This is a genomic window from Bosea sp. BIWAKO-01, from assembly GCF_001748145.1.
In the GTDB taxonomy this organism is placed as follows: Bacteria; Pseudomonadota; Alphaproteobacteria; order Rhizobiales; family Beijerinckiaceae; genus Allobosea.
Genome location: NZ_BCQA01000001.1, coordinates 990,580 through 1,013,445 on the forward strand (window position 1 = coordinate 990,580; position 22,866 = coordinate 1,013,445).

General features: G+C 65.4%; 17 protein-coding genes. 1 reads left to right on the top strand and 16 read right to left on the bottom strand.

Going from position 1 to position 22,866, the window contains the following annotated elements:
• Nucleotides 1–43: 43 nt before the first annotated feature.
• The 8 genes from BIWAKO_RS04570 to BIWAKO_RS04605 form a co-directional block, all read right to left on the bottom strand.
• Nucleotides 44–1,366, bottom strand: a complete 1,323-nt coding sequence (locus BIWAKO_RS04570; RefSeq protein ID WP_069877529.1) for a glucose-6-phosphate isomerase — start codon at nt 1,364–1,366, stop codon at nt 44–46.
• Nucleotides 1,367–1,416: 50 nt separating this feature from the next.
• Nucleotides 1,417–2,712 (bottom strand): M16 family metallopeptidase, encoded by a 1,296-nt coding sequence (locus BIWAKO_RS04575; protein WP_069877530.1) that lies wholly within the window; start codon nt 2,710–2,712, stop codon nt 1,417–1,419.
• Between the two features lie 58 nt (nt 2,713–2,770).
• Nucleotides 2,771–4,063 carry a M16 family metallopeptidase gene (locus BIWAKO_RS04580; RefSeq protein ID WP_069877531.1) on the bottom strand — a complete coding sequence of 431 codons (1,293 nt, stop codon included), beginning with the start codon at nt 4,061–4,063 and terminating at the stop codon, nt 2,771–2,773.
• Between the two features lie 101 nt (nt 4,064–4,164).
• Entirely contained in the window at nt 4,165–4,827 is a 663-nt protein-coding gene (locus BIWAKO_RS04585) for a hypothetical protein (RefSeq protein ID WP_069877532.1), read from the bottom strand.
• Nucleotides 4,828–4,913: 86 nt separating this feature from the next.
• Entirely contained in the window at nt 4,914–5,402 is a 489-nt protein-coding gene (lspA, locus tag BIWAKO_RS04590; RefSeq protein ID WP_069877533.1) for a signal peptidase II, read from the bottom strand.
• Nucleotides 5,399–8,398, bottom strand: a complete 3,000-nt coding sequence (gene ileS, locus BIWAKO_RS04595) for an isoleucine--tRNA ligase (RefSeq protein WP_069877534.1) — start codon at nt 8,396–8,398, stop codon at nt 5,399–5,401. Before ileS ends, lspA begins: the two co-directional genes overlap by 4 nt.
• 206 nt (nt 8,399–8,604) lie before the next feature.
• Nucleotides 8,605–9,588, bottom strand: coding sequence for a bifunctional riboflavin kinase/FAD synthetase (locus BIWAKO_RS04600; RefSeq protein ID WP_069877535.1), 984 nt, complete (start codon nt 9,586–9,588; stop codon nt 8,605–8,607).
• Nucleotides 9,589–9,688: 100 nt separating this feature from the next.
• Nucleotides 9,689–10,132 (bottom strand): MaoC family dehydratase, encoded by a 444-nt coding sequence (locus BIWAKO_RS04605; RefSeq protein ID WP_069877536.1) that lies wholly within the window; start codon nt 10,130–10,132, stop codon nt 9,689–9,691.
• A gap of 254 nt (nt 10,133–10,386) precedes the next feature.
• On the opposite strand from BIWAKO_RS04605, the gene BIWAKO_RS04610 reads away from it, so the two are divergent.
• A complete protein-coding gene (locus BIWAKO_RS04610) occupies nt 10,387–10,770 on the top strand; it encodes a response regulator (RefSeq protein ID WP_043231142.1) in 384 nt (127 codons plus the stop codon).
• 13 nt (nt 10,771–10,783) lie between these two features.
• Here BIWAKO_RS04610 and BIWAKO_RS04615 read toward each other — a convergent pair whose 3' ends face one another.
• The 8 genes from BIWAKO_RS04615 to BIWAKO_RS04650 all read right to left on the bottom strand — a co-directional run bounded on the left by BIWAKO_RS04615 (nt 10,784) and on the right by BIWAKO_RS04650 (nt 22,687).
• Nucleotides 10,784–11,653 carry a TIGR01459 family HAD-type hydrolase gene (locus BIWAKO_RS04615; protein ID WP_069877537.1) on the bottom strand — a complete coding sequence of 290 codons (870 nt, stop codon included), beginning with the start codon at nt 11,651–11,653 and terminating at the stop codon, nt 10,784–10,786.
• A 100-nt stretch (nt 11,654–11,753) separates the two neighbouring features.
• The gene (locus BIWAKO_RS04620) at nt 11,754–13,247 is read right to left on the bottom strand and encodes an EAL domain-containing protein (protein ID WP_141739984.1); all 1,494 of its coding nucleotides are present in this window, start codon (nt 13,245–13,247) and stop codon (nt 11,754–11,756) included.
• Between the two features lie 128 nt (nt 13,248–13,375).
• Complete coding sequence (locus BIWAKO_RS04625; RefSeq protein ID WP_069877539.1) at nt 13,376–15,166, bottom strand: hypothetical protein; 1,791 nt, start codon at nt 15,164–15,166, stop codon at nt 13,376–13,378.
• Nucleotides 15,167–16,102: 936 nt separating this feature from the next.
• Nucleotides 16,103–16,597, bottom strand: a complete 495-nt coding sequence (locus BIWAKO_RS04630; protein WP_069877540.1) for a peptide deformylase — start codon at nt 16,595–16,597, stop codon at nt 16,103–16,105.
• 17 nt (nt 16,598–16,614) lie between these two features.
• Nucleotides 16,615–18,819, bottom strand: a complete 2,205-nt coding sequence (locus tag BIWAKO_RS04635) for a 3-hydroxyacyl-CoA dehydrogenase NAD-binding domain-containing protein (protein WP_069877541.1) — start codon at nt 18,817–18,819, stop codon at nt 16,615–16,617.
• Between the two features lie 23 nt (nt 18,820–18,842).
• Complete coding sequence (locus tag BIWAKO_RS04640) at nt 18,843–20,051, bottom strand: acetyl-CoA C-acetyltransferase (protein WP_069877542.1); 1,209 nt, start codon at nt 20,049–20,051, stop codon at nt 18,843–18,845.
• A 140-nt stretch (nt 20,052–20,191) separates the two neighbouring features.
• Nucleotides 20,192–21,988 (bottom strand): acyl-CoA dehydrogenase C-terminal domain-containing protein, encoded by a 1,797-nt coding sequence (locus BIWAKO_RS04645; RefSeq protein WP_069882168.1) that lies wholly within the window; start codon nt 21,986–21,988, stop codon nt 20,192–20,194.
• 231 nt (nt 21,989–22,219) lie between these two features.
• The gene (locus BIWAKO_RS04650; RefSeq protein ID WP_244523358.1) at nt 22,220–22,687 is read right to left on the bottom strand and encodes a MerR family transcriptional regulator; all 468 of its coding nucleotides are present in this window, start codon (nt 22,685–22,687) and stop codon (nt 22,220–22,222) included.
• Nucleotides 22,688–22,866 lie beyond the last annotated feature (179 nt).

Below are 22,866 nucleotides of genomic sequence, written 5' to 3' on the forward strand. Positions count from 1 at the left end.
GCTGGGCCCGACAAAAAGGGAGCGAGCGCGGAAACCCGAATCGTCAGCCGCGCCCTTCGGCAAGATAGCGCTTGGCGAGGAGCTTCGCCTCTTCGACTGCCGGCTGATCGAACGGATCGACACCCATGGCGTAGCCCGTCAGGATCGTTTCCAGCATGAAGTGCATCAGGATCTCGCCGTGCACCGTCTCGTCGACATGATCGACATGGAGGCGGCGCACCGCGCGGCCGTTCTTGGCGAAGGTGTCGACCATGGCGACGCCCTGCGCCGCGACGAGATCGCCGATCGTCTTGCCGGCGAAACCGTCCTCGCCGATCTTCTTCGCCAGAGCGGCATCGATCCCCGGGCCCTTGCCCTTGGTGCTGACGGTCAGAACGGTGAAGAACTTGTCCTTCGGCCCGGCGAGATAGAGTTGCTGCTGCGAATGCTGGTCGACGGGCCCGAGCGCCGCGACCGGCTGGGTGCCCTGGCCGTCCTTGCCGAGGCTCTCGGCCCAGAGCTGGACCCACCAGCGCGTCAGCAGGGCGAGCTTGTCGGCGTAGGGCATGAGCACTGCGATGCCCTTGCCAGAGCGCATGGCGGCGAGGTGCAAGGCAGCACCCAGCGCGGCCGGGACCTCGCGGACGCCCTTACCCGCCAGCAAGGGAGCAAGTGCCTTGGCCGCACCGTTGCGCAGGGCTTCGATGTCGAGGCCGAGGATCGCGGCCGGCAGAAGACCGCAATTGGTCAGGGCCGAGTAGCGCCCACCCACGCCAGTATGATGGCCGAGGAAGGGCGTACCGAACGGCTCCAGCAGGGCACGCAGCGGGTGCAGCTTGCCGGGCTTGGCCGGCTCGGAGAGTCCCTGGAAATGCCCGCCGATCTCGCCATCGGGGATACCGGCGGCGCGCAGCGCGGTGATCGCTGCGATGCTCTGCAGCAGGGTTTCTCCGGTGCCGCCCGATTTGGAGATGGCCACGAACCTGGTCGACTTGAGCGGCAGTTTCGTGAGCAGAGAGGCAAATGTCTCAGGATCGAGATTATCGATGAAATGCACGCGCGGCGTGGGCGCGAAGCTCGACAGGCCGGCAATGCCGTAGCCGGCGAGCTGGGCCAGCGTCTGGCCACCGAGGCTGGAGCCGCCCGTGCCGAGGATCAGGATATCGGTCGCGCCTTCGCGCAGGCGCTTCGCGGCCGCATGGACCGGTGCCAGATCAGCCGTATCGGCCGGCAATCCCAGCAGGGGCAGCGACTTCGCGTCCGCCTCGTCCTTCAGTCGCGCCAGCGCGGGCGCGAGAGCGGCCAGTGCCTTCTCGAAGGCAGCATCGGGGATGCCACCGGCGCCGACACCGGATTCGAGCGCGAGGTCGAAGCTTTGCTGCAGCATGGCCTGGTATCCGTATGTGTCGGTGGAAAAATCGGGTGGGCGGCGCGTCGTCAAACGAGGCCGACCGGCCGACCGACCGCCTGCACAAGCAGGCGCGGGTCGCCGAAGAGCCGTTGCGCAACACGCTTGATGTCGGCGAGCGTCACGGCGGCGAAGAGCTGGTTGCGCTCGGCGAGGAATTCCGGGCCGAAGCCGTTCACCGCCAGGCCCAGCAGCTCGGCAGCGATCTTCGGCGAGGTATCGAAGCGCAGGGGGTATGAGCCGATGATGTAGCGCTTGGCCTCTTCGACCTCGTGCTCGGTCGGCCCCTCGGAGGCAAGCTTCATCATCTCCTCGCGAATGACGGCAAGCGACTCGGCCGCCCGGTCGTTTCGCGTCGCAGTACCGCCGACCAGCATGGCGCTCTCGCGCAGCGGCAGCAGGCTCGACGACACGCCATAGGCAAGGCCGCGTTTCTCGCGCACTTCAAGGAACAGGCGCGAGGTGAAAGCGGAGCCACCCAGGATATGGTTCAACACACTGGCGGTGATGAAATCCGGATCGCGGCGCATCAGGCCCGGACCGACGAAGCGCAACACGGTCTGCGGCACATCGAGATCGATGACATGCGTCTCGCCAAGCCCCTGCACGGGAACGGGTTCGGTCGGGACCGGTCGAGCGGTACCGATCGGGAGCGCGGCAAAAAGCTGATCGAGCCGCTGCGCCAGTTCTTCCGCCGTGATGTCACCGACTACGACGATCTTGAGGCCGGCCCGGGTCAGCAACTCGCGCGAGAGCGCCTTCAATCCGGCGGGCTCCGTGCGCGAGACGCTGTCGATGTCGCCCTTCTCCGGACGGCCATAGGCGTGACCGGGATAGGCCGCCGCATAGAGCGCATTGCGGCAGAGCGTCTCCGGATTCTGCGCCTGACGCTGCAGGCCAGCGACGACCTGCGACTTCACGCGCTCCACGGCATCAGCATCGAAGCGCGGCGCGTTCAGGGCCAGGGCCAGCAGCGAGAACGCCTCGTCGCGATGGCGCGACAGGGTCTGCAAATGGCCGTGGAAATCGTCGCGACGGGCATCGAAGCCGAGGCTGATGGCGTGGTCGGCAAGCCGGCCGTGGAACGCTTCCGCGTCGAGATCGCCAGCCCCCTCATCGAGCAGACCCGAGACGAGATAGGCGCTGCCGGCAGCATTGCCGGGGTCGCGTGTCGCTCCACCGTCGAAGGCGAAATCGATCGCGATCAGAGGCAGGCTGTGCTCCTCGACCAGCCAGGCTTCGATACCGGAGGTCGAGCGGACCTGCTGAACCGCCACCGAGGGGCCGGCAAGCGTGGAACCCGGGGTGGGGATGGGCGCGTTCATGTCGCTTCCTGACGGTGGGACGGTGTCATCCCACCCGCATGAGAAAGGGGGCGCGGGCTCAAGCTGCCGGCAAGAGCAGCCCGGTGACCGAACGGTCGGGCCGCAGATAGCGGCGCGCGGCCTCGATGACGGCCTCGCGTGTCACGGCTTCGATTCGTTCCGGCCAGGCCAGGACGTCCTCGACGGTTTCGCCGACGGCCAGCGAGGCGCCGAAGATACGAGCGAGCGAAGATTGGCTGTCCCGGGCGAAGATGGTCTCTGCCACCAGCCGCGTGCGAGCGCGGCTCAGCTCGATCTCGCTCGGCCCATCGGCAAGGAAGGTCGCGAGCGCCTTATCCAGGCCAGCTTCCAGCGCAGCCATGTCAATCCCCGGGCGTGGGCTGGTCGACATCTGAAAGGCAGCGCGGTCGACCATCGAGCCCATGAAATAGGCGCTGGCGCCGGCCGCGAGCTCCTGCTCGACGCAAAGCTGGCGATAGAGCCGCGACGTGGTGCCGCCACCGAGGATGTCTGCCACCAGTTCGAGCGCGAATGCCTCGCTGCGATCGCCGCTGAGATAGGTCGGCGTCAGCCAGCCCCGCCGCAGGGACGGCTGGCGCACACGCGGATCGCTGAGCGAAACCCGGCGCGCCGCGCGCGGAGCGGGCTCGGCCGGGCGCTTGCGCACCGGAGCCTGTCCACGTGCCGCGATCTGGCCATAGGTCGCCTCGGCGAGCGTGCGCACCTCGTCGAGATCGGTGTCGCCGGCGACGACCAGGATCGCGTTCTCCGGCGTGTAGAAGCGCTGATAGTAGGTGAAGGCGTCGTCGCGCGTCAGGCCCTCGATCTCGTGCTCCCAGCCGATGATCGGCGTGCCATAGGGATGATGCACGAAGAGCGCGGAAGAGAACTCCTCCCCCAGTTGTGCAGCCGGGTCGGCGTCGACGCGCATGCGTCGCTCTTCGAGCACGACATCGCGCTCGGGCGCGACCACGCTCTCATCGAAGGCGAGCCCGGTCATCCGGTCCGCCTCGTAGTCCATCATGGCGCGCAGATGTTCCTTCGGCACGCGCTGGAAATAGGCGGTGTAATCGAAGGAGGTGAAGGCGTTCTCCTGGCCGCCATAGCCCGCGACGATCTTGGAGAACTCGCCGGCCGGCCAGCGCGCCGTGCCCTTGAACATCAGGTGCTCGAGGAAATGCGCGATGCCGGACTTGCCGGCCGGATCATCGGCCGAGCCGTTGCGATACCAGACCATATGGGTGACGACCGGCGCGCGCCTGTCCGGCACGACCACGACGTCAAGCCCATTCGCGAGCCTGAAGGCTTCGACTGGAACCGACAGGCGTGCAGTCGGAGTATGAACCGTCATTTCAGGGTGGCACCTTCGCGGCAGGAGTGACCTTCGATATAGGCGCAATTACGCGCCGCGCCAGCGCGCGGCGCTCGCCATCACGGTTTCGTAGCGAAGGGTCAGGGCGTGCTCGGCGACGGCAGACCCTGCACGAATTCCTTCTGGCCCGTGCTGTTGGTGTCTTCACGCGGCCCCCCTCGGCCGGGTCCAAGCGGCGCCGTACCTGCCGGCTTGCGGTATCCGGTCGGCGGATCGGTCAGCAAGCGGCGCTGCGGCTCCTGGCCGTGAACCAGGTTCGAGGTGTCGGTGGCTGCCTGGCGCGCCGCCAATTCACGGCCGGCGCGGATCGGACCGATATTCTCCTCGAAGGTCTTGCTCTGGGTGTCCGGCGGTGTCTGAGACTGCCCGCCACCGGTCACGCGGCCGCGACGCAGTTCCTGCTGGCTGAGCAGCGGGGTCTGGTTCAGCTTGTATTTCTCGCGCTCGGTCGCCGGAATCAGCGCGTCCTTGGCCTCTGCACGGCGGGCCGCGACATCGGGATCATTCGGCCATGCGGCCGTACGCTGCGAGGCCGGGTCCTGTGGGCGCGGCAAGGCGGAAGACGGCGGCACGACCAGCGGCGGACGCTGGCGATACTCGATATCCGGCCCCTCGCCCGGCATCAGTCCAAAGGTCCGCATGGCGTTCTGGAAAAACATGCCTTCCTGAGCCGAGGCGGGAAGCGCGACCGCGATCATGCTCCCAGCGAGCAGGATGCGGATTGCGCGAGCGCGATGGGCCATCTCAAAACCTCCGTGAAGGAACCTGCGTTCCTGTCCGTATTTCGCCGTATTGCACCAAGGGAAGGGCAAAAGCATGGCGACGCGCCTCAAGCCTGTGCAGACTTTGAGGCGTCAGGGCGGAAGGACTCATACAGGAGACCGAGCACACCGACAACGATAGCCGCATCGGCAATGTTGAAGATGTACCAACTGAAGCTGCCATAATGCAGGTGAACGAAGTCGACGACGGCACCGTACACAGCCCGGTCGACGCCGTTACCAAGCGCGCCGCCGACAATGAGTGCGAGACTTGCGACCGTCAGCCGGTCCGTTGCCCGCCACATCCAGCGGCTAAGCCAGATCGCCGCGACGACGGAAAGCAGCACCAGCAGCCAGGGCCCGAGATTCCCCTCCTGCTGGAACAGCCCATAGGAAATGCCGCGGTTCCAGGCCAGCACGATGGTCATGAAGGGCGTCAGCTCATAGGGACCGGTTTCACCGAGGTGCAAGCCGAAGACCAGCCAGAGCTTCAACGCCTGGTCCAGCACGAAGACCAGCGCAACGATCCAGACCCCGAAGCGGCGCAGCGACGTCATTGCCCAGCCGCCTTGCCGAGCTCCCGCAAGGCCCTGGCGTCACGCGGAGTGACATCGGGATGGTCGCGCTCGGCGGTCGCCGGATCGAAATACTTCCAGGAACGGGCGCATTTTACGCCGCTGGCCCGGACCGGGACAACAGCGACGCCAGGCACCTCCGGAAGCCGGAAGCCATCCTCGGGTCCTTCGCCCGGAACGACCTTGACACCCGACGTGATGCAGATCTCGGCGAGATCGATCCCCGACAGCGCCACCAGCAGGTCAGGATCGGCGATGTGAACCTCCGGCGCGGCTTCGAGCGACGAGCCGATGCGCTTGGCCGCACGTTCCAGTTCGAGTGCCCCGGTGACAACACGCCGGACGCGGCGGATCTTGCTCCAGCGCTCGGCCAGCTCCGGATCGAGCCAGCTCTGCGGAGCCTCGGCAAAGGCTTCGAGATGCACGGAGCCACCCAGCGTCTTCTGCTCCGGATAGCGCTCGAGCCAGGCTTCCTCGGTGGTGAAGACCAGGATCGGCGCCAGCCAGGTTGCGAGACAGCGCAGGAGATGGTCGACCACTGTCAGCGCACTCTTACGGACATGGCTCGAGAGCGGGTCGCAATAGAGCGCGTCCTTGCGGACGTCGAAATAGAAGGCGGACAGCTCCGTGTTCATGAACTGCGAGAGCAGCGTCACGACCCGCTTGTAATCATAGGTCCGATAGGCCTCCTCGACCTGCGGCCCGAGTTCCGCAAGGCGGTGCAGCATCAACCGCTCGAGCTCGGGCATCGACGCCGACGAGGCGACGCGGACGTCCTCGCTGAAATGCGCGAGCGTGCCGAGCATCCAGCGCATGGTGTTGCGCAGCTTGCGGTAGGTCTCGACGAAGGTCTTGAGGATTTCCTTGCCGATGCGCAGATCGTCGGAATAGTCCGCCGCGGCGACCCAGAGGCGCAGGATGTCGGCGCCGGATTCCTTGATGACGTCCTGCGGCGCCGTGACATTGCCCTTCGACTTCGACATCTTCTCGCCCTTCTCGTCGAGACAGAAGCCGTGCGTCAGCACGATGTCATAGGGCGCCCGGCCGCGCGTGCCGCAGCTTTCGAGCAGGCTCGAATGGAACCAGCCGCGATGCTGGTCAGACCCTTCCAGATACATCACCCGGTCATTGCCGCCCTCGCCGCGCCGGCGGGCCCGCAGGTCCGGCCGCTTCTCCAGCGTGAAGGCGTGGGTCGAGCCTGAATCAAACCAGACATCGAGCACGTCGGTGACGCGCTCGTACATCTGCGGATCGTAGCCGAAGGGCTTCAGGAAGCGCGCTCCGTCGACATCGCTGAACCAGGCATCGGCCCCCTCGCTCTCGAAGGCATCGGCGATGGCAGCGTTGACCCTCGGATCGACGAGGATCGTGCCGCTATCCTTCTCGACGAAGACGGTGATCGGCACGCCCCAGGCGCGCTGGCGCGAGACAACCCAGTCAGGGCGGTTGGCGATCATGCCGGTGATGCGGTTCTCGCCGGCCGCGGGAACCCATTCGGTTTCCTTGATCGCCCTGAGCGCGCGGTTACGCAGCGTATCGACATTGCCACCCGGCGTGGACGGAACATCGGGGCCACCCAGCGCTTCGCCGAGCGGCTTGTCCATGGCGATGAACCATTGCGGCGTGTTGCGGAAGATCACCGGCTTCTTCGAGCGCCAGCTATGCGGGTACTGATGCTTCAGCCGGCCGCGCGCGATGATGGTGCCGCTCGCCGCCAGCGCCTTGATCACCGCGTCGTTGGCGTCGCCCTTCTCGCCCTTGTCGGTGATGACCTGCCGGCCCTCGAAGCCCGGCGCGTCCTTGGTGAAGCGACCGTCGGCATCCACGGTGTAGGGGATATGCGTATCGATTCCGCGTTCGGCGAGCTTGCGGCCACTCGCCATCCAGATATCGAAATCCTCGCGACCATGGCCGGGAGCGGTGTGGACGAAGCCCGTACCGGCATCGTCGGTGACATGGTCACCGTCGAGCAACGGCACATCGAAGTCGTAGCCGTGGCCGCGCAGCGGATGGGCTGCGGTCAGGCCATTCAGCTCGGAGGCATCGACATCGCGCACCAGTTCGAAGGCGTCGACCTTGGCCGCCTTGAACACGCTCTCGGCCAGAGCCTTCGCCAGCACATAGGTCGCGCCGACCTTCGCCCAGTTGCCCTCGGCCGCCGCGGTCACCCGGTAGAGCCCATAGGCGATCTTGTGGTGGAAGGAGATCGCCCTGTTGCCGGGGATCGTCCAGGGGGTCGTCGTCCAGATCACGACCGAGGCGCCGGCCAGAGCATCCGCCCCCGACGCAACGGGAAAGGCCACGAACACCGTATCGCTCGTGTGCTCCTCGTACTCGACCTCCGCCTCAGCCAGCGCGGTCTTCTCGACCACCGACCACATCACGGGCTTGGACCCGCGATAGAGCTGGCCCGTCTCGGCGAACTTCATGATCTCGCGGGCGATCTGCGCCTCGGCCGGGAACGCCATGGTCAGGTAGGGATGGGCCCAGTCGCCCTCGACACCGAGGCGTTTGAACTCCTCGCGCTGAACATTGACCCAGTGCTCGGCAAAGGCACGGCATTCCTTGCGGAATTCAACGACCGGCACATCGTCCTTGTTCAGGCCCTTGGCCCGGTACTGCTCCTCGATCTTCCACTCGATCGGCAGGCCGTGACAATCCCAGCCCGGCACGTAGTTGGCGTCATGGCCAAGCATCTGCTGCGAGCGGACGACGAGGTCCTTCAGCACCTTGTTGAGCGCATGGCCGATATGGAGATGGCCGTTCGCATAGGGCGGGCCATCATGCAGGATGAAACGGTCGCGGCCCTTCGCGCTCTCGCGCAGCTTGCGATAGAGCTCGATCGTCTGCCAGCGGGCAAGCAGTTCCGGCTCGCGTTGCGGCAAGCCGGCGCGCATCGGGAATTCGGTCTGGGGCAGGAACAGCGTCTGCGAGTAATCGACGCTTTTCGGCGGGGCGGAATTGGATTGGTCGTTCATGATCCGGCTCGGGCAGCTGGACTGGCGGGCCATGCATGGCTGGCGCGTCACCGGTCCTTAAGGACAAGGGAAAGCGGCGGTCATCCCGGCTTGCGCGGACGCCTGCGATCAGCGCAGGGCAGCGTCAGCCGGGCCCGTAATTCGCCGGAGCAACTCTATGATCTGGGCGCAATGAGCGAGCATGAACGGCTTCTAACAGGGGCAGGTTAAGGAAGGAAGGGCGGTGTTTGCGCCAGAATGGCGCGGGCCCGGGCGCTGTCCTTGTCCATCTGCACGATGAGGGCTTCGAGCGATTCGAATTTTTCCTCGCCCCGCAGCCAGGCGATCAGTGCGACATCGACGATCTTGCCATAGAGATCGCCTGCGAAATCGAAGAGGAAGGTCTCCAGCCGCGGCGCACCGTCATCAAAGGTCGGGCGACTGCCGAAGCTCGCCACGCCGTCGCGCCAGATGCCGTCGACCTTCATTCTGACGGCATAGATGCCGAATTTCAGGCGGCAATCACGCGCGAGATGCATGTTGGCGGTGGGGTAACCGAGGTCGCGCCCACGCTTGTCGCCATGGGCGATCTCGCCGCGCACGAACCAGGGCCGCCCAAGGAACGCCGCTGCGCGGCCGACATCTCCGGCTTCCAGCGCGGTACGGATCAAGGTCGAGGAGACCGGCTCCCCCGCCCAGGAATAGGGCGGGACCACCGCGACCGGGACACCGCGCGCGCACGCCCTCGCCTGCAGCATCTCGGGCGAGCCGGCGCGGCCCTTGCCGAAGTGGAAGTCATAGCCGCAGACGAGCCCGCCGACACCAAGCCGTTCGAGCAGCAGGTCATCGACGAAACGCTCGGCGCTCACGGCCGCAATGGCGCGATCGAAGGGCAGCACGAAGCTTCGCTGCAGCCCCACCTGGGCGAGCAGCTCCCCCTTGACGTCAGGCGGCGTCAACCGAAAGACCGGGTGCTCGGGGCTGAAGACCGATCGGGGATGCGGCTCGAAGGTGAAAGCGGCAGCCTCGCAGCCCTGTTTGGCCGCCATCGCGACCGCGACATGAGCAAGTTCGGCATGGCCGCGATGGACACCGTCGAAATTGCCCAGCGCCAGCACCGCTCCGCGCAAGCTGTCCGGAACCGGGCTGTCGCCATCGAGGACGAAAACATGAGGCCGGCCTGAAGACGGCGCGGCGGCAGGACGGGTCATGGCACGAAGGGTTCCGCCTCGGCGGGGCACGCCCGCGCGCGGCAGTCAATGGCGGTTCAGGCCAGCAGCGTCAAGGACACCGGACGCAAGCCCCCCTGCTTCAGGCCTTTGGCTTTGCCGGCGGCAAGGCGACCCAGGCCTCTCCCTCGAGCACGGCCTTGCCATCGACGACACAGTCGCAGAACAGGCGCGCGCGCCTGCGCTCGGCAACGAGTTCGACCACCTCGACCCGCGCCGTGACGACATCGCCGATCTTGACCGGAGCGAGGAAGGTGAGCGTCTGCGACAGGTAGACGGCGCCCGGCCCTGGCAACTTCGTGCCGAGCAGCGCGGACACGAGGCTCGCGGTCAGCATCCCGTGCGCGATGCGCTGGCCGAACTTCGTGCCCGCCGCGTAGCGATCGCAAAGATGGATCGGATTGGCGTCCCCCGAGAGATCGGCAAAGAGCGAGACATCCCGCTCCATCACCGTGCGCATCAGGCTTTCGCTTTGACCAATCGCGAGGTCTTCGAAAGCATGAACCTGATAGGAGACTGCGTTCATGGGTCCGGCTGCCGATGCAATTTCGATGTCCCGCCCTTGTTGCGGCGCAACATAGAATGCCACAGCCCCGGCGCCTCGGCCATGCGACTTTGGTGCCGCGGCCGGAGAGATGCTTCCCCTACGTCAGTTTTCGTTTAAATTAACCGCTTCGAAACGCCGGTGCCCTATCACTCCCGGCATGGTCGCCACTTACTGAGGGCGGTCCGCGCGCGGGTATTGCCCCGCGCTGCAGTCGTTACGCTTGGAGCACCAGAATGGCTCTCGATCCGTCCATGCCCATCCTCGTGGTCGACGACTACCAGACGATGGTCCGGATCATTCGGAACCTGCTCAAGCAGCTCGGATTCGAAAATGTCGACGACGCGTCGGACGGCTCGACCGCCATCGCCAAGATGCGCGACAAGAAGTACGGCCTCGTCATCTCCGACTGGAACATGGAGCCGATGACAGGCTTCGAGCTGCTCCAGCGCGTGCGCGAGGAAGATGCCCTCGCGACGACGCCGTTCATCATGGTTACGGCCGAATCCAAGACCGAGAACGTCATCGCCGCCAAGAAGGCCGGCGTGAACAACTATATCGTCAAGCCGTTCAACGCCCAGACCCTGAAGGTCAAAATGGAAGCGGTCTGCCACGCCTGAGCGTGGCCGAACGTCACCAGACGAGTTGCGGAATCGCGTAATCCGGGCGGGCATGCTGCCCTGCGAACCAGCCGTGACGCTCTTCCCAGGATTTCTCGACAAGATCCTGGGCGTGAATGCCCGCCAGCACCATGACGCTCGCCGCGCCGAAGGCGTTCGCCCCGGCGATGTCGGTTCGAATGGCATCACCAATTGCGCAAATCCGGTCTGGCGGAACGGGCTTGCCACGCCGCGCTTCGGCGATATGCAGCGCCATTTCATAGATCGGGCGATGCGGCTTGCCGGCATAGATCACCGTGCCGCCGATCTGCTCGTAAGCCAGCGCGAGCGAGCCGGCGCAGGGCACGATCTTGCCACCGCGATCGACCACCAGATCAGGATTGGCGCAGATCATCACGAGATCCCGTACGACGAGATCGGCGAAGAGGCCGGCATAGGTCTCGGCCGTCTCGGTCTCGTCGTCGAACAATCCCGTGCAGAGCACGTAGCGCGCCTCCGCGGGTGAGACGCGCGGCGCATCCAGGCCGGCGATCAGAGGCAGGTCGCGGTCAGGGCCGAGCATGAAGACCGGCTCGCCGGACCGTTCCTCGATCAGCGCCCGGCAGACATCGCCGGAGGTCACGATCGCATCATAGGCAGCCTCCGGCACGGCAAAGCGTGCGAGCTGGACCTCGATTTCACGGCGCGGACGGGGAGCGTTGGTCACCAGCACGACGGAAACACCGCGGTCCCGCATCGCAACCAGCGCATCGCAGGCGTCCTGATGAGCTGCCACCCCGTTGTGAACGACTCCCCAGATATCGCACAGGCAGAGATCGAACCGGTCGGTGATTTCGGAGAATCCGGTCAATGCGACGGTGGGCGCGGTCTTGGCAGGCTGCAAAGCGGTCAACTCCACTGAAACCAAATGTGCTGTGCGGCGCGACGGCAGCGCAGCACGGTGACGATTTAGGCCGTCGCAACGGGCAGCGATAGGGTCTTTGTCAGGCGCTGGCGCGGCGCAGCACGGCGCGGAACGGCAGGCGCTCCGGTGTCGGGCTCTTCTGCGCAGGCCCGCTCGGCGGTGCTGGCAGCGCTGCCGCGGGCGATGTGCCGGCGGTGGGATAGCCCAGAATCTCGGCCGAGATCCGTGCGGCGGGCCGCTCCGGCTCGGGCGCCTGAACGACGGGTTTCGCCGGCTCGGGATCGGCAAAGACCTCCGGCTTGACCGGTCGCGGCGGTGAGATCACCAACCCCTGGGCATAGGACACGCCAAGCTCGATCATGTCCGCGACAGTCGGATCATCCTCGATCTTCTCGGCGACGAGGATGATCGAGGCCCGCGCGAGCTGAGCCCCGAGATCGGCGGCGGCGATATCGATCGAGGAACGCTCGGCTTCAGCCTGCAGCAGGGCGGCCGGCACTTTCACGAAGCGAATGCCACGATCATGCAGCGATGCCGGGTCGAACCGAAGATCGCCGACATGGTCGAGCGCGAAGCGCACGCCATTGGCGGACATCGCCCCGAGCAGGCCAAGGCTGGTCGGTTCCAGGGAGCGGAAGACGCGCTGCGGCATCTCGATCACCAGATGACCGGCATGCTCACGGTATTTCTCGAGGATACGGGAGAGGGTCACCAGAGCCTGCGACGAGGCCCAGGTTGCGGCGCTGAAATTACAGGCCACGAAGAGGCCACCGTCCTTTGATCCGAGATGACGCGCGATCGCCAGCGTACGTGTCAGCACCAGTGCATCGAGCGTCGGACCGAACCCCCGCTCCTCGACGATCGCCAGGAATTCGGCGGGGAGCAGCAAGGTGCTCTCGTCGAGACGCAGACGGACCAGCGCCTCGTAGCCACGTGTCCGGCGCTGCGGCAACTGCACAATCGGCTGGAGATGGACTTCGACCTTGCCCTCGGCCAGCGCCGTGCTGATGATCGAGGCCCGTTCATCGGCAGCGCGCAGCTGCTCGGCCTGAATGGCCTCCGCGCGTGCTGCAGCAAGCGCCTCGCGATGCGCAATGCGGGCAAGCTCGGGAGCAGGCACCGGCGGCGGCGGGGGAGCGGTTTCGGCATTGCGCCGGGCCTGCGCCGCCGAGAGCTGCGTGTCGTGATCTGCCAGCGTCATTGCGACTTGCTGCAGCAGGTCGCCGAGCAATCCGACCTCGGCCGTCAGTTCATTGATCGCGGCGCGTGCGGGCGCGGCATCGGCCTCGCTCATCGGCAGCTGCTCGACACGCTGCGCCAAACTGTCAAGCCTGATGGCGTTGGTTGCCAGGCGAACCTTGACCTCGCCGATAGCCGCGAAGATCTGCTCGCGCTGCGCAAGGACACGTCGCTCGTAGAAAATCGCGGACGCCGCCAACCCTGCCCCCGCCAGCAGGAGGCCCGTGGCGTTGGCCAGCGCTCCCGGCAAAGCGAGAACCGCGATTGCGCCAGCCGCCACGCCGGTCACGGCACTGGCGAGAGGATGCAAGGCGGTAAGGCGGACAGGGGCCAAGGCGACGACCGCGCGAAAGAGGTTGCTGGGGAATGAAAGCGACGAATCACTCTGCTACCCGACATTAACCGTCTGTTCACGCGCATGCGAGGGCCATGGACGAAAAGCGGCGACGGTCGGGAATTCGCTCAGTGAGCGCCGCTGGCTTCGAGCCGACGCGGCCCGAGATCCGACATGATCCGGTCGATGACGGCTTCGCTGAACCCCATCCGCGACAGGTAAAGCCTGGCGTCGATCGAGAAGAGCGGAGCCGCCTGCGCCAGCCGTCGCAGGGCCGCTGAAACGCCCGGCTCATCATGCTTTCCCGCCAGGTGGAGAGCTCGACCAAGCAAGCTGAGCGGACTGTCATCGGCGACAAAAATGGCAGCATGCGCATCCGCGAGCTTATCATTGCCCATCAGATGCTCGGCCAAGAAGGCGTAGAAATCGTACCAGGCAGGACGGCCACTGCTGGATGCCACAGCCCGCTGCAGCAGCGGCAGGCCTTCCGCAGGCTGACCGATCTGAACATAGCGCGCGCCTAGATCGGCCATGATGTCGGGATCGTAGGGATTGCGGACGAGCGCGGCCCGGCCCGCCCTGAAGGCATCTTCATAGGCGCCGCGTGCGAAGTACACGTCCATCATGGCCTGCTGCGCGCGTGCGCTGGACGGCGCCAGCCTGACCGCCGTCAATGCAGCGCTCAAGGCGCGATCGAGCGGCGAGCCAGGCAGCGGATTGAGCCCGGCGGTGTATTCGTCGACCGTCAGCAGGGCGAGCTGCGACCAGGCGGGATGGAAGGCAGGGTCGCGCTCCAGAACCGCCTCCAGGCAGGTGCGGGCGGCCAGGTGATCTTCGGCTCGCATGGTGCGGCGGATATTCAGCGCCTGGAAGACGCAGCGCATCGGCGACGCCGTCATCGTCTGGCGATAGTCGGCGTGAATGATGCCGAAGGGCTCGGCAAGCCTGACCGCAAGCCGCCGGGCGATCTCGCGCAACTCCGGAGCATCCTCGCCCTTCGGCAGTGTCCGGATGGCGGACGTTGTCCAGACCACACGGCCGTCCTTGACGGAGCGCAACCGGCCGAAGCCTTCCGTCGCCCCGCCTTGCCGCGTCGCATTCATCTCGAAGACATAGTCGGCGCCGCTATAGAGGTCCGCGCCGGCGGCCGGCGTACGAACGGTAACGAGATCGTCGAACCGAGCCAGGGCATCGACCAGAAGCCGGGTGAAGGCCTGCACCAGCCCGGCCAGCTCCGGATCGTCGGCCGCGGCGCTCAGCGATACGACGACCATCGGCAAATGAGCCGACGCGCTCGATCCCGCGCGACGCGCTGCCTCCTCGATCAGCTGAGCCTGGCGCACCAGCGGGTCGGGCTGCGGTGTCGTCTCCCGCGGAGGAAGGTAGTGCCAGGTGGCGAGAGGCACGATCACGAGGGCCAGCCCTAGCACGGCAAGCCAGTGTCCGAGCCTGAAACCGTGCCTGCCCGGCCGTTCCGGGAGCGGCAGCTGGACTGCCCTGGCGTCGCCGGGCGCCATGCGCTCCTGCGCCGGCTCGGCAAGCATCCCGGCAGCCCCAAGATGTTCAAAGACAGGGACGTAAGCGCCGACCGGCATGGAAATGCGGATCGTGTCGTCAGCGCCATCCCCCTGATAATACTGGCCTAGCGCTCTGCGCAGACGACCGGCCTCGACCCTGACGATGGGGTCGGACTGCGGGTCGAAATCTGCCGGCCGGCCGAAGGCCTCAACCGCAATGGTGTAACCCTTGAGTTCCGAGCTGCGCCCTTCGATGCGGCGCTCCACAATGAAGTTCAGAAATGCAGAGAGCTGCGGCGCACTGCGAAACGCATCCGATGTCAGGATGCGTTCAAGGGCCTCACGGACAGCGACAGCCTCCGGGTCTGCGAGCCGGTCGGTATCCTGACTGCTCTCGACCATTGGGGTTTGGTCCAGTTTGTTCCCCCCTTCATCCAAACTACGCCAAAACCGACGTTACGTCATTCGCGACATCGAAGCGACCGGGCGACCGCGGCGCGCAGTGGTGCCCCGCCTCGCCCGCAATTTACAGCCCGCTTTCTGCTGTTAGGTTGAGAGAAGCTTAATTGTACAGGATGCGGCCGACAGCCTCCGTCTCGCAGCCGAGCGAAAACTCCCGCGGTTTCGAAGCATTCTGCATGCCATTCGGCGTGTGTCGGCCTTTCAGGCAGACCCCGGGCATGGTCGCTTGCCGAAGCATGTTTTACTACGGCGGCGTAGGTAAGCCGGTGATGGGTGGCGCTGCCAGATGGCAGCGCTCAATGGGAAGCCTGCAGGCACGCCGATCACCCCGGCGTTCAAGCCCCCTGGCGACCAGGCGGACTACCCCCTTCCGTTCCGTTCGCTCGCCTCAAGGTCTTTGCCGCGGAGCCCGGCTCGCCTTTCTGGCCCTGGGAAATCTCGGCCACGTCTTCTTCGCAGACCAGGCTACCGAAGGGGTAGACATCCTGACGAAGGGCGCGCGGACCTGCCGACGCGTCTTCCGGGAGGGAGCTAGGACGCATCCGAGCGGCTGCAGGCTCGGCCATCGCGGCGTCGGATCTGGCAGGATTTCCGTCTGCGGCATCATCCGCAAGCACCCATTTTTCGGTGGATTGCTCTCAGTTTCCGGCCAGCGCCGTCGCAGCCACGATCGCGAAAAGCAGGCATTCGCGAAGGGCGAATCGGAATGTCGCACGCGTATCGCGCGCTTGAGCGAAACGTCACGCTTCGGTGGCCGTGTCCGTTTCCGAGCCGGTCAGGGGTTCAGCCGACACATCTCGGCCCGAAGGTTGCGGCAAGCGCCTTCGAGAGGCTGCGCCAGACTTGGATCCAGCCATGGGCCGACGAGCGGCAAGGTCACGCACGCCGCAGCTTGTTGTAGCGGGCGATCAGCCTGTCGCGCTTCAGGCGTGACAGGCGATCGACCCAGAAAATGCCGTCGAGCTGATCGATCTCGTGCTGATGGCAAACGGCGAGCAGGCCATCGGCCTCTTCGAACTGCTCCGCACCGTCCAGGTCCCGATAGGTGACATGGACGCGGGCATGACGCTCGATCTCGTCTGCAACCCCCGCCATCGAGACGCTGCCCTCGTGGTGGCGGATCATGTCAGGTGAAGCCCACGCGATCGCAGGGTTCACATAGGTGCGAACCTCACCCGGCGACAGCTCCAGCACGACCAGCCGCTGGAGAAGGCCGACATGCGGCGCCGTTATGCCGATTCCGGGAGCCGCCCGCATCGTTTCCAGCAAGTCAGCCGCGAGCGAGCGAAGCACCGCATCGAAATGCGTCACCGGCTCGGCTGCCATGCGCAGCCGAGAATCGGGAAAGCCAATGATCGGCCGGATCGTCACGCGTTGGCCTCAGGAGATTATGCGGCAGCCTTCTTCTCCGCATTGCCATAGTAGCTCTCTCCCGTCTTCGCCATGCGCTTGAGCTGCCGGTTCGGCTTGAACCGCTCGCCATGTGTCCTGGCGAGCTTCTCGCAGAGCTTCACGAAAACGGCCGCGCCCATGTTGTCGATGTAGGAGAGCGTGCCGCCCGAATAGGGCGCAAAACCGAAACCGATGATCGAGCCGACATCCGCCTCGCGAGGATCGGTCACGACACCTTCCTCATAGGTGCGGGCAGCTTCCAGCGCCTGGGTCACGAGCAGGCGCTCCTTGAGTTCCTGCATGTCGATGAGCTCCGGGTCGAGCCGGTTCTTCGTCAGCTCGGCAAGCCCGGGCCAGAGCCGCTTCGGGCCGGCTTCCGGATAGTCGTAGAAGCCCTTCCTGTTCTTGCGGCCGAGGCGGCCATGCGTCTCGACCATCTCGGTGAGCAGTCTTTCCTGCCCGGGGTCGACCGCATGTTCGCCGAGCTGGGCCTTGGTCGCCTTCAGCACCTTGTAGGCGAGATCGACCGCAACCTCGTCATTCAGGGACAGCGGACCGACCGGCATGCCGGCCTGCTTGCCGGCGGCCTCGATCATCGCCGGGGGCACGCCCTCCATCAGCATCAGATGGCCTTCGCGGATGTAGTTGCCGACACAGCGGTTGGCATAGAAGCCGCGCGTGTCGTTGACGACGATCGGCGTCTTCTTGATGGCGCGGACGAAGTCGAGCGCCATGGCGAGCGCCTTCTTGCCGGTCTTCTTGGCCATGATGACCTCGACCAGCAGCATCTTCTCGACCGGCGAGAAGAAATGCACGCCGATGAAATTCTTCGGGCGCTGCGAGTGTTCGGCGAGCCCGGTGATCGGAAGCGTCGATGTATTGGAGCCGAAGATCGTCCTGGGTCCGACCACGGCCTCGACCTTGGCGATGACCTCGGCCTTGACCTTCGGGTCTTCGAATACGGCTTCGATGACGAGATCGCAGCCCTTGAGATCGGCATAGTCCGCCGAGGCGGTGATCCGGCCGAGCAGCGCGTCGCGGTCGGCCGTCTTGGCGCGCCCTTTCATGATCTGGTCGGAAACCAGCTTATGCGAATAGGCCTTGCCCTTCTCGGCCGCCTCGATGTCGCGGTCGATCAGGATGACGTCCAGGCCTGCCTGGGCCGTGACATAGGCGATGCCCGCGCCCATGAAGCCTGCGCCGACAACGCCGACCTTCTTCAGCCTGCTCGCCGGGACATCGGCCGGGCGGCGAGCCCCCTTGTTCAACTCCTGCATCGAGACGAAGAGCGTGCGGATCATCGAGGCCGCCTCCTTCGTTCGCAGAATTTTTGCGAAATAGCGGCTCTCGACCCTGAGGCCGAGATCGATCGGCAACTGCAGGCCCTCATAGACCGCGCTCAGGATGGCGCGTGCGGCCGGGTAGTTGTCATTGGTCTCGCGGCGATAGATCGCGTTGGCCGGTGGCCAGATCTGCATGCCGGCGGGCGAATAGACCTTGTTGGACGGCAGCTTGAACTTGGGATCGTCCCAGGGCGCCTTGGCCTGCGGATTGGCCTTCAGCCACTCCCGGGCATTCTGAAGCATCTGATCACGCGGCACGGCGGCATGGACGAGGCCGCTGTTGCGGGCCGGCAGCGCCTTGATCTGCTCGCCCTTGAACATCATCTGCAGCGCGTCGCCGGTCTGCATCAGGCGCGAGACACGCTGCGTGCCGCCGGCGCCGGGGAAGAGTCCGACCTTGATCTCGGGCAGGCCGACGCGGGTCGAGGCATCGTCCGAGGCGACGCGGTACTGACAGGCGAGCGCAAGTTCGAAGGCGCCACCAAGGCAGACGCCATGGATGGCGGCTGCGAACGGCTTCCCGCAGGTTTCGAGCTTGCGATAGAGCAGCGAGAGCTTGCGGCTCTCGTCGAAGAAGGTCTGCATCGCAGCCGCTTCGCCCTTCTCCCGGGCAAGCCCGACATAGAGGTCGCGCAGCCCCTGGAGCATGGTCAGGTCGGCACCACCCGAGAAGGCTTCCTTGCCGGAGGTAATGACGCAGCCCTTGATCGCCTCGCTCGAGACGACATGGTCGATGACCTGGTTCAACTCGGCCATGACCTCGGGCGTGATGACGTTCATCGAACGGCCGGGCATGTCCCAGATCAGGGTCGCAATGCCGTCGGCGTCGGTCTCGAAGCGGAAATTGGTGAGGTTCATCGGTTCTCTCCCCTTCGTGCCGATCAGACGCGTTCGATGATGGTCGCGACGCCCATGCCGGCGGCGACGCAAAGCGTCACGAGTGCGGTCTGCTTGTTCGTGCGCTCAAGTTCGTCGAGCACCGTGCCGAGGATCATCGCGCCCGTGGCGCCGAGCGGATGGCCCATCGCAATGGCGCCGCCATTGACGTTGAGGATGGCGTCGTCGATGTCGAAGGCCTGCTGATAGCGCAGCACCACCGAGGAGAAGGCCTCGTTCAGCTCGAACAGGTCGATATCCCCTGTGGTCATGCCGGCCTTTTTCAGAACCAGTTCCGTGACGTCGACCGGCCCGGTCAGCATCAGCGCCAGATCGGAACCGACGGTGGCGAAGGCCCGGATGCGGGCGCGCGGCTTCAGGCCGGCCGCCTTGCCGCCCTTCTTCGAGCCGACGAGCACGGCAGCCGCACCATCGACGATGCCGGAGGAATTGCCGGCGTGATGCACGTGATTGACGAACTCCACATCGGGGTGAGCCGCCGTCGCGACGGCATCGAAACCACCCATCTCGCCCATCTGGACGAAGGATGCCTTGAGCGCCGCCAGGGCCTGCATGTCGGTATTGGGACGAATGGTCTCGTCGCGGTCGAGGAGGATCAGGCCGTTGACGTCGGTGACCGGAATGACCGAATTCCTGAAGCGGCCTTCGGCCCAGGCGGCGGCGGCCTTCTTGTGCGAGCGCACGGCAAAGGCGTCGACATCGTCACGCGAGAAGCCGTATTTCGTGGCGATCAGATCGGCCGAGACGCCTTGCGGCATGAAATAGGTGTCGATCGCGACGGACGGATCGACCGCGATGCCGAAGCCCGAGGCGCCCATGCCGACGCGGCTCATGCTCTCGACGCCGCCACCGATCGCCATCTCCTTCTGGCCGGCCATGACCTGCGCCGCGGCAAGGTTCACCGCGTCGAGGCCCGAGGCGCAGAAGCGGTTGATCTGCACGCCCGGCACTTCCTTGCCGTACCCCGCCTTGAGCGCGACGGTCCGCGCGATATCGGCGCCAGCCTCGCCGACCGGATCGACGCAGCCAAAGACGACATCCTCGACGAGCTTGGGCTCGAGCTTGTTGCGCTCCTTGATCGCACGCAGCACCTGCGTGCCGAGTTCAATCGCCGTGACCTCGTGCAGGGAGCCGTCGGCCTTGCCCTTGCCGCGCGCCGTCCGAACGTGATCGTAGATGAATGCGTCAGCCATCAAGGCCTCCCGGGGCTCGCCGCAATGGCGGCTCGTTGTTGGGACTTCGCCAACATGGCCGGGCATGTCCCAGCCGTCTGGAAGCGAAGGCAATCTGCAAGCGATGCCCGGGTCAAGCCCGGGCATGACCTTTGGTCGGCTCAGAACTGCTCTGCCGAGAGCGCCATGGTGGAATCGGCGCCAGCCGTGATCCGTGCCAGATGCGCGGCCGTCTCCGGCAGGGTGCGCTCCATGAAGAAGCGCGCGGTGACGAGCTTGGTGTTCATCCGCTCGGTCGCGCCATTGGCGCCGGCCTTGAGCTTGTCCTGCGCAGCCTTGGCGATCTTCACCCACATATAGCCGAGCGAGACGAGGCCGAGCAGGTGCATGTAGTCTGTCGCGCCGGCGCCGGCATTGTCAGGCTTGGCGAGGGCGTTGTTCATGAACCACATCGTCGCCTGCTGGAGATGACCGAGCGAGGCCAGCAGCGGAGCGAGCAGCGGCTTCAGCCCCTCGTCCTCGCCATGTTCCTTGATGAAGCCGCCGACCTCGTTGAAGAAGGCCATGATGGCGCGGCCGCCGTCTCGGCCGAGCTTGCGGCCGATCAGGTCCATGGCCTGCACGCCATTGGCGCCCTCGTAGATCATGGCGATGCGCGCGTCGCGCACGAACTGCTCCATGCCCCATTCGGCGATGTAGCCATGGCCACCATACATCTGCTGGGCCTTTACCGCGTTGTCGAAACCGACATCGGTCAGGACACCCTTGAGCACGGGGGTCATCAGTCCAAGCTGATCGTCGGCGGCCTGGCGTTCGGCGGCATCGACTGAGCGATGGGCGACATCGGATTTCAGCGCGTTCCACAACACGAAGGCGCGCGCGGCCTCGTTGAAGGCCTTGATCGACATCAGCGTGCGGCGGACATCGGGATGGACGATGATCGGATCGGCAGCCTTGTCCGGGTCCTTGGCGCCGGTCAGCGCCCGCCCCTGCAGGCGGTCCTTGGCATAGGCAACAGCGTTCTGATAGGCGACCTCGGACTGGGCGAGCCCCTGGATCGCGACGCCGAGGCGGGCCTCGTTCATCATCACGAACATGGCGTTGAGGCCCTTGTTCTCGGTGCCGATGAGCCAGCCCGTGGCGCCGTCATAGTTCATGACGCAGGTCGAATTGCCGTGGATGCCCATCTTGTGCTCGATCGAGCCGCAGGAGACACCGTTGCGCTCGCCGACCGCGCCATCGGCGCCGACGACGTTGCGCGGCACCACGAAAAGCGAGATGCCCTTGACGCCCGCCGGAGCCCCCTCGATGCGGGCGAGCACGAGATGGATGATGTTCTCGGTGATGTCCTGCTCACCGGCCGAGATGAAGATCTTGGTGCCGGAGATCGCATAGGAACCATCGCCATTCGGCACGGCCTTGGTCTTGATCAGGCCGAGATCGGTGCCGCAATGCGGTTCGGTCAGGTTCATGGTGCCCGACCAGACACCCTCGACCATCTTCGGGATATAAGTGCGCTTCTGCTCCTCGGTACCGTGCACATAGAGTGCGGCGATCGCGCCCATGGTCAGGCCGGGATACATCGAGAAAGCCATGTTCGCCGCCGAGGCATATTCGTTCATCACGGCGCCGAGCGTATAGGGCAGGCCCTGGCCGCCATATTCGGGATCCATGGCAAGTCCGATCCAGCCGCCCTCGGCATAGGCCCTGTGCGCCTGCTTGAAGCCCTTTGGCGTCGTCACGGATCCATCAGGATTGCGCTTGCAGCCCTCCTGGTCGCCGGAATGGTTCAATGGCTGGAGCACTTCCTCGCAGAGCTTGGCACCCTCGCCCAGGACCGCCTCCACCACATCGGGCGTCGCATCCGCGAAACCCGGCAGGTTGTTGTAGCGTTCGATGTTGAAGACGTCGTTGAGCAGGAACAGGGTGTCTTCGACGGGCGCCTTGTAAACCGGCATGGTGTCCTCCCTCTCGCGCAGCGCGGCCGCTATCGAATGCGATCCGGGGCAGCCGCTCATCAGATAGTTTATATATAAACAATCTATAGACGGCTTGTGAAGGGGGCTCGGCCAATTTGTTGCCGCACCCTGTCGCGCATCCCGGGCTCAGCGCATGACAAAACGGCCCCGGACACAAGTCCGGAGCCGTCAATCCAGATCAAATGATCGGTAATCCGTGCCGTGAGGCGCTCAGGCCTTGTCGAGGCCCGCAAGCGTCGCTTCGAGCTCGGCGATCGCGCCTTCGATCTCGACCTGCTGCGAGCGCAGCAATTCGAGCTGCTCGGCAATCTGGCCGCGGGTGAGCTGCAGCCCGCCGACCGAAGCCGACTTCTCTCCGCCGGCCTCGCCCTTCTTTTCCTCATTGGCGAGCATCGCGCGGATTTCGACCAGCGTGAAACCGAGCTGCTTGCCCTTGAGGATCAGCGCAAGCCGCGAGCGATCGCGGCCGGAATAGATGCGCGTCATGCCCGAACGGGCCGGCGCAAGGAGACCGCGCGATTCATAGAAGCGAAGCGTGCGCAGCGTCACCGCGAAATCGCGGGCAAGGTCGCTGATGGTGAAACCACCAGCCGAGTCGGCTTCACTGGAAGTAGGCGTCGACGATGTGCGGCCGGTATCTGAAGAGCCGGCCGCCATAGCATTGCTGTGGCGCGACATGGAGTTCCTTAAAAAGTTTGGACGCAGGGAACCGCCGGCATCGGTGGCGACGAAGTTCCGTAGGGTAGGGGGAATAGCTCGCCCCATCTCCTTGCGTCAGGTAATATCGGCCAATTGGGGGTAAATTACGGTTACGAGCCCGCCATTCGTGCCGCCCCTGTCCGGGCGTTTGCAAAAAA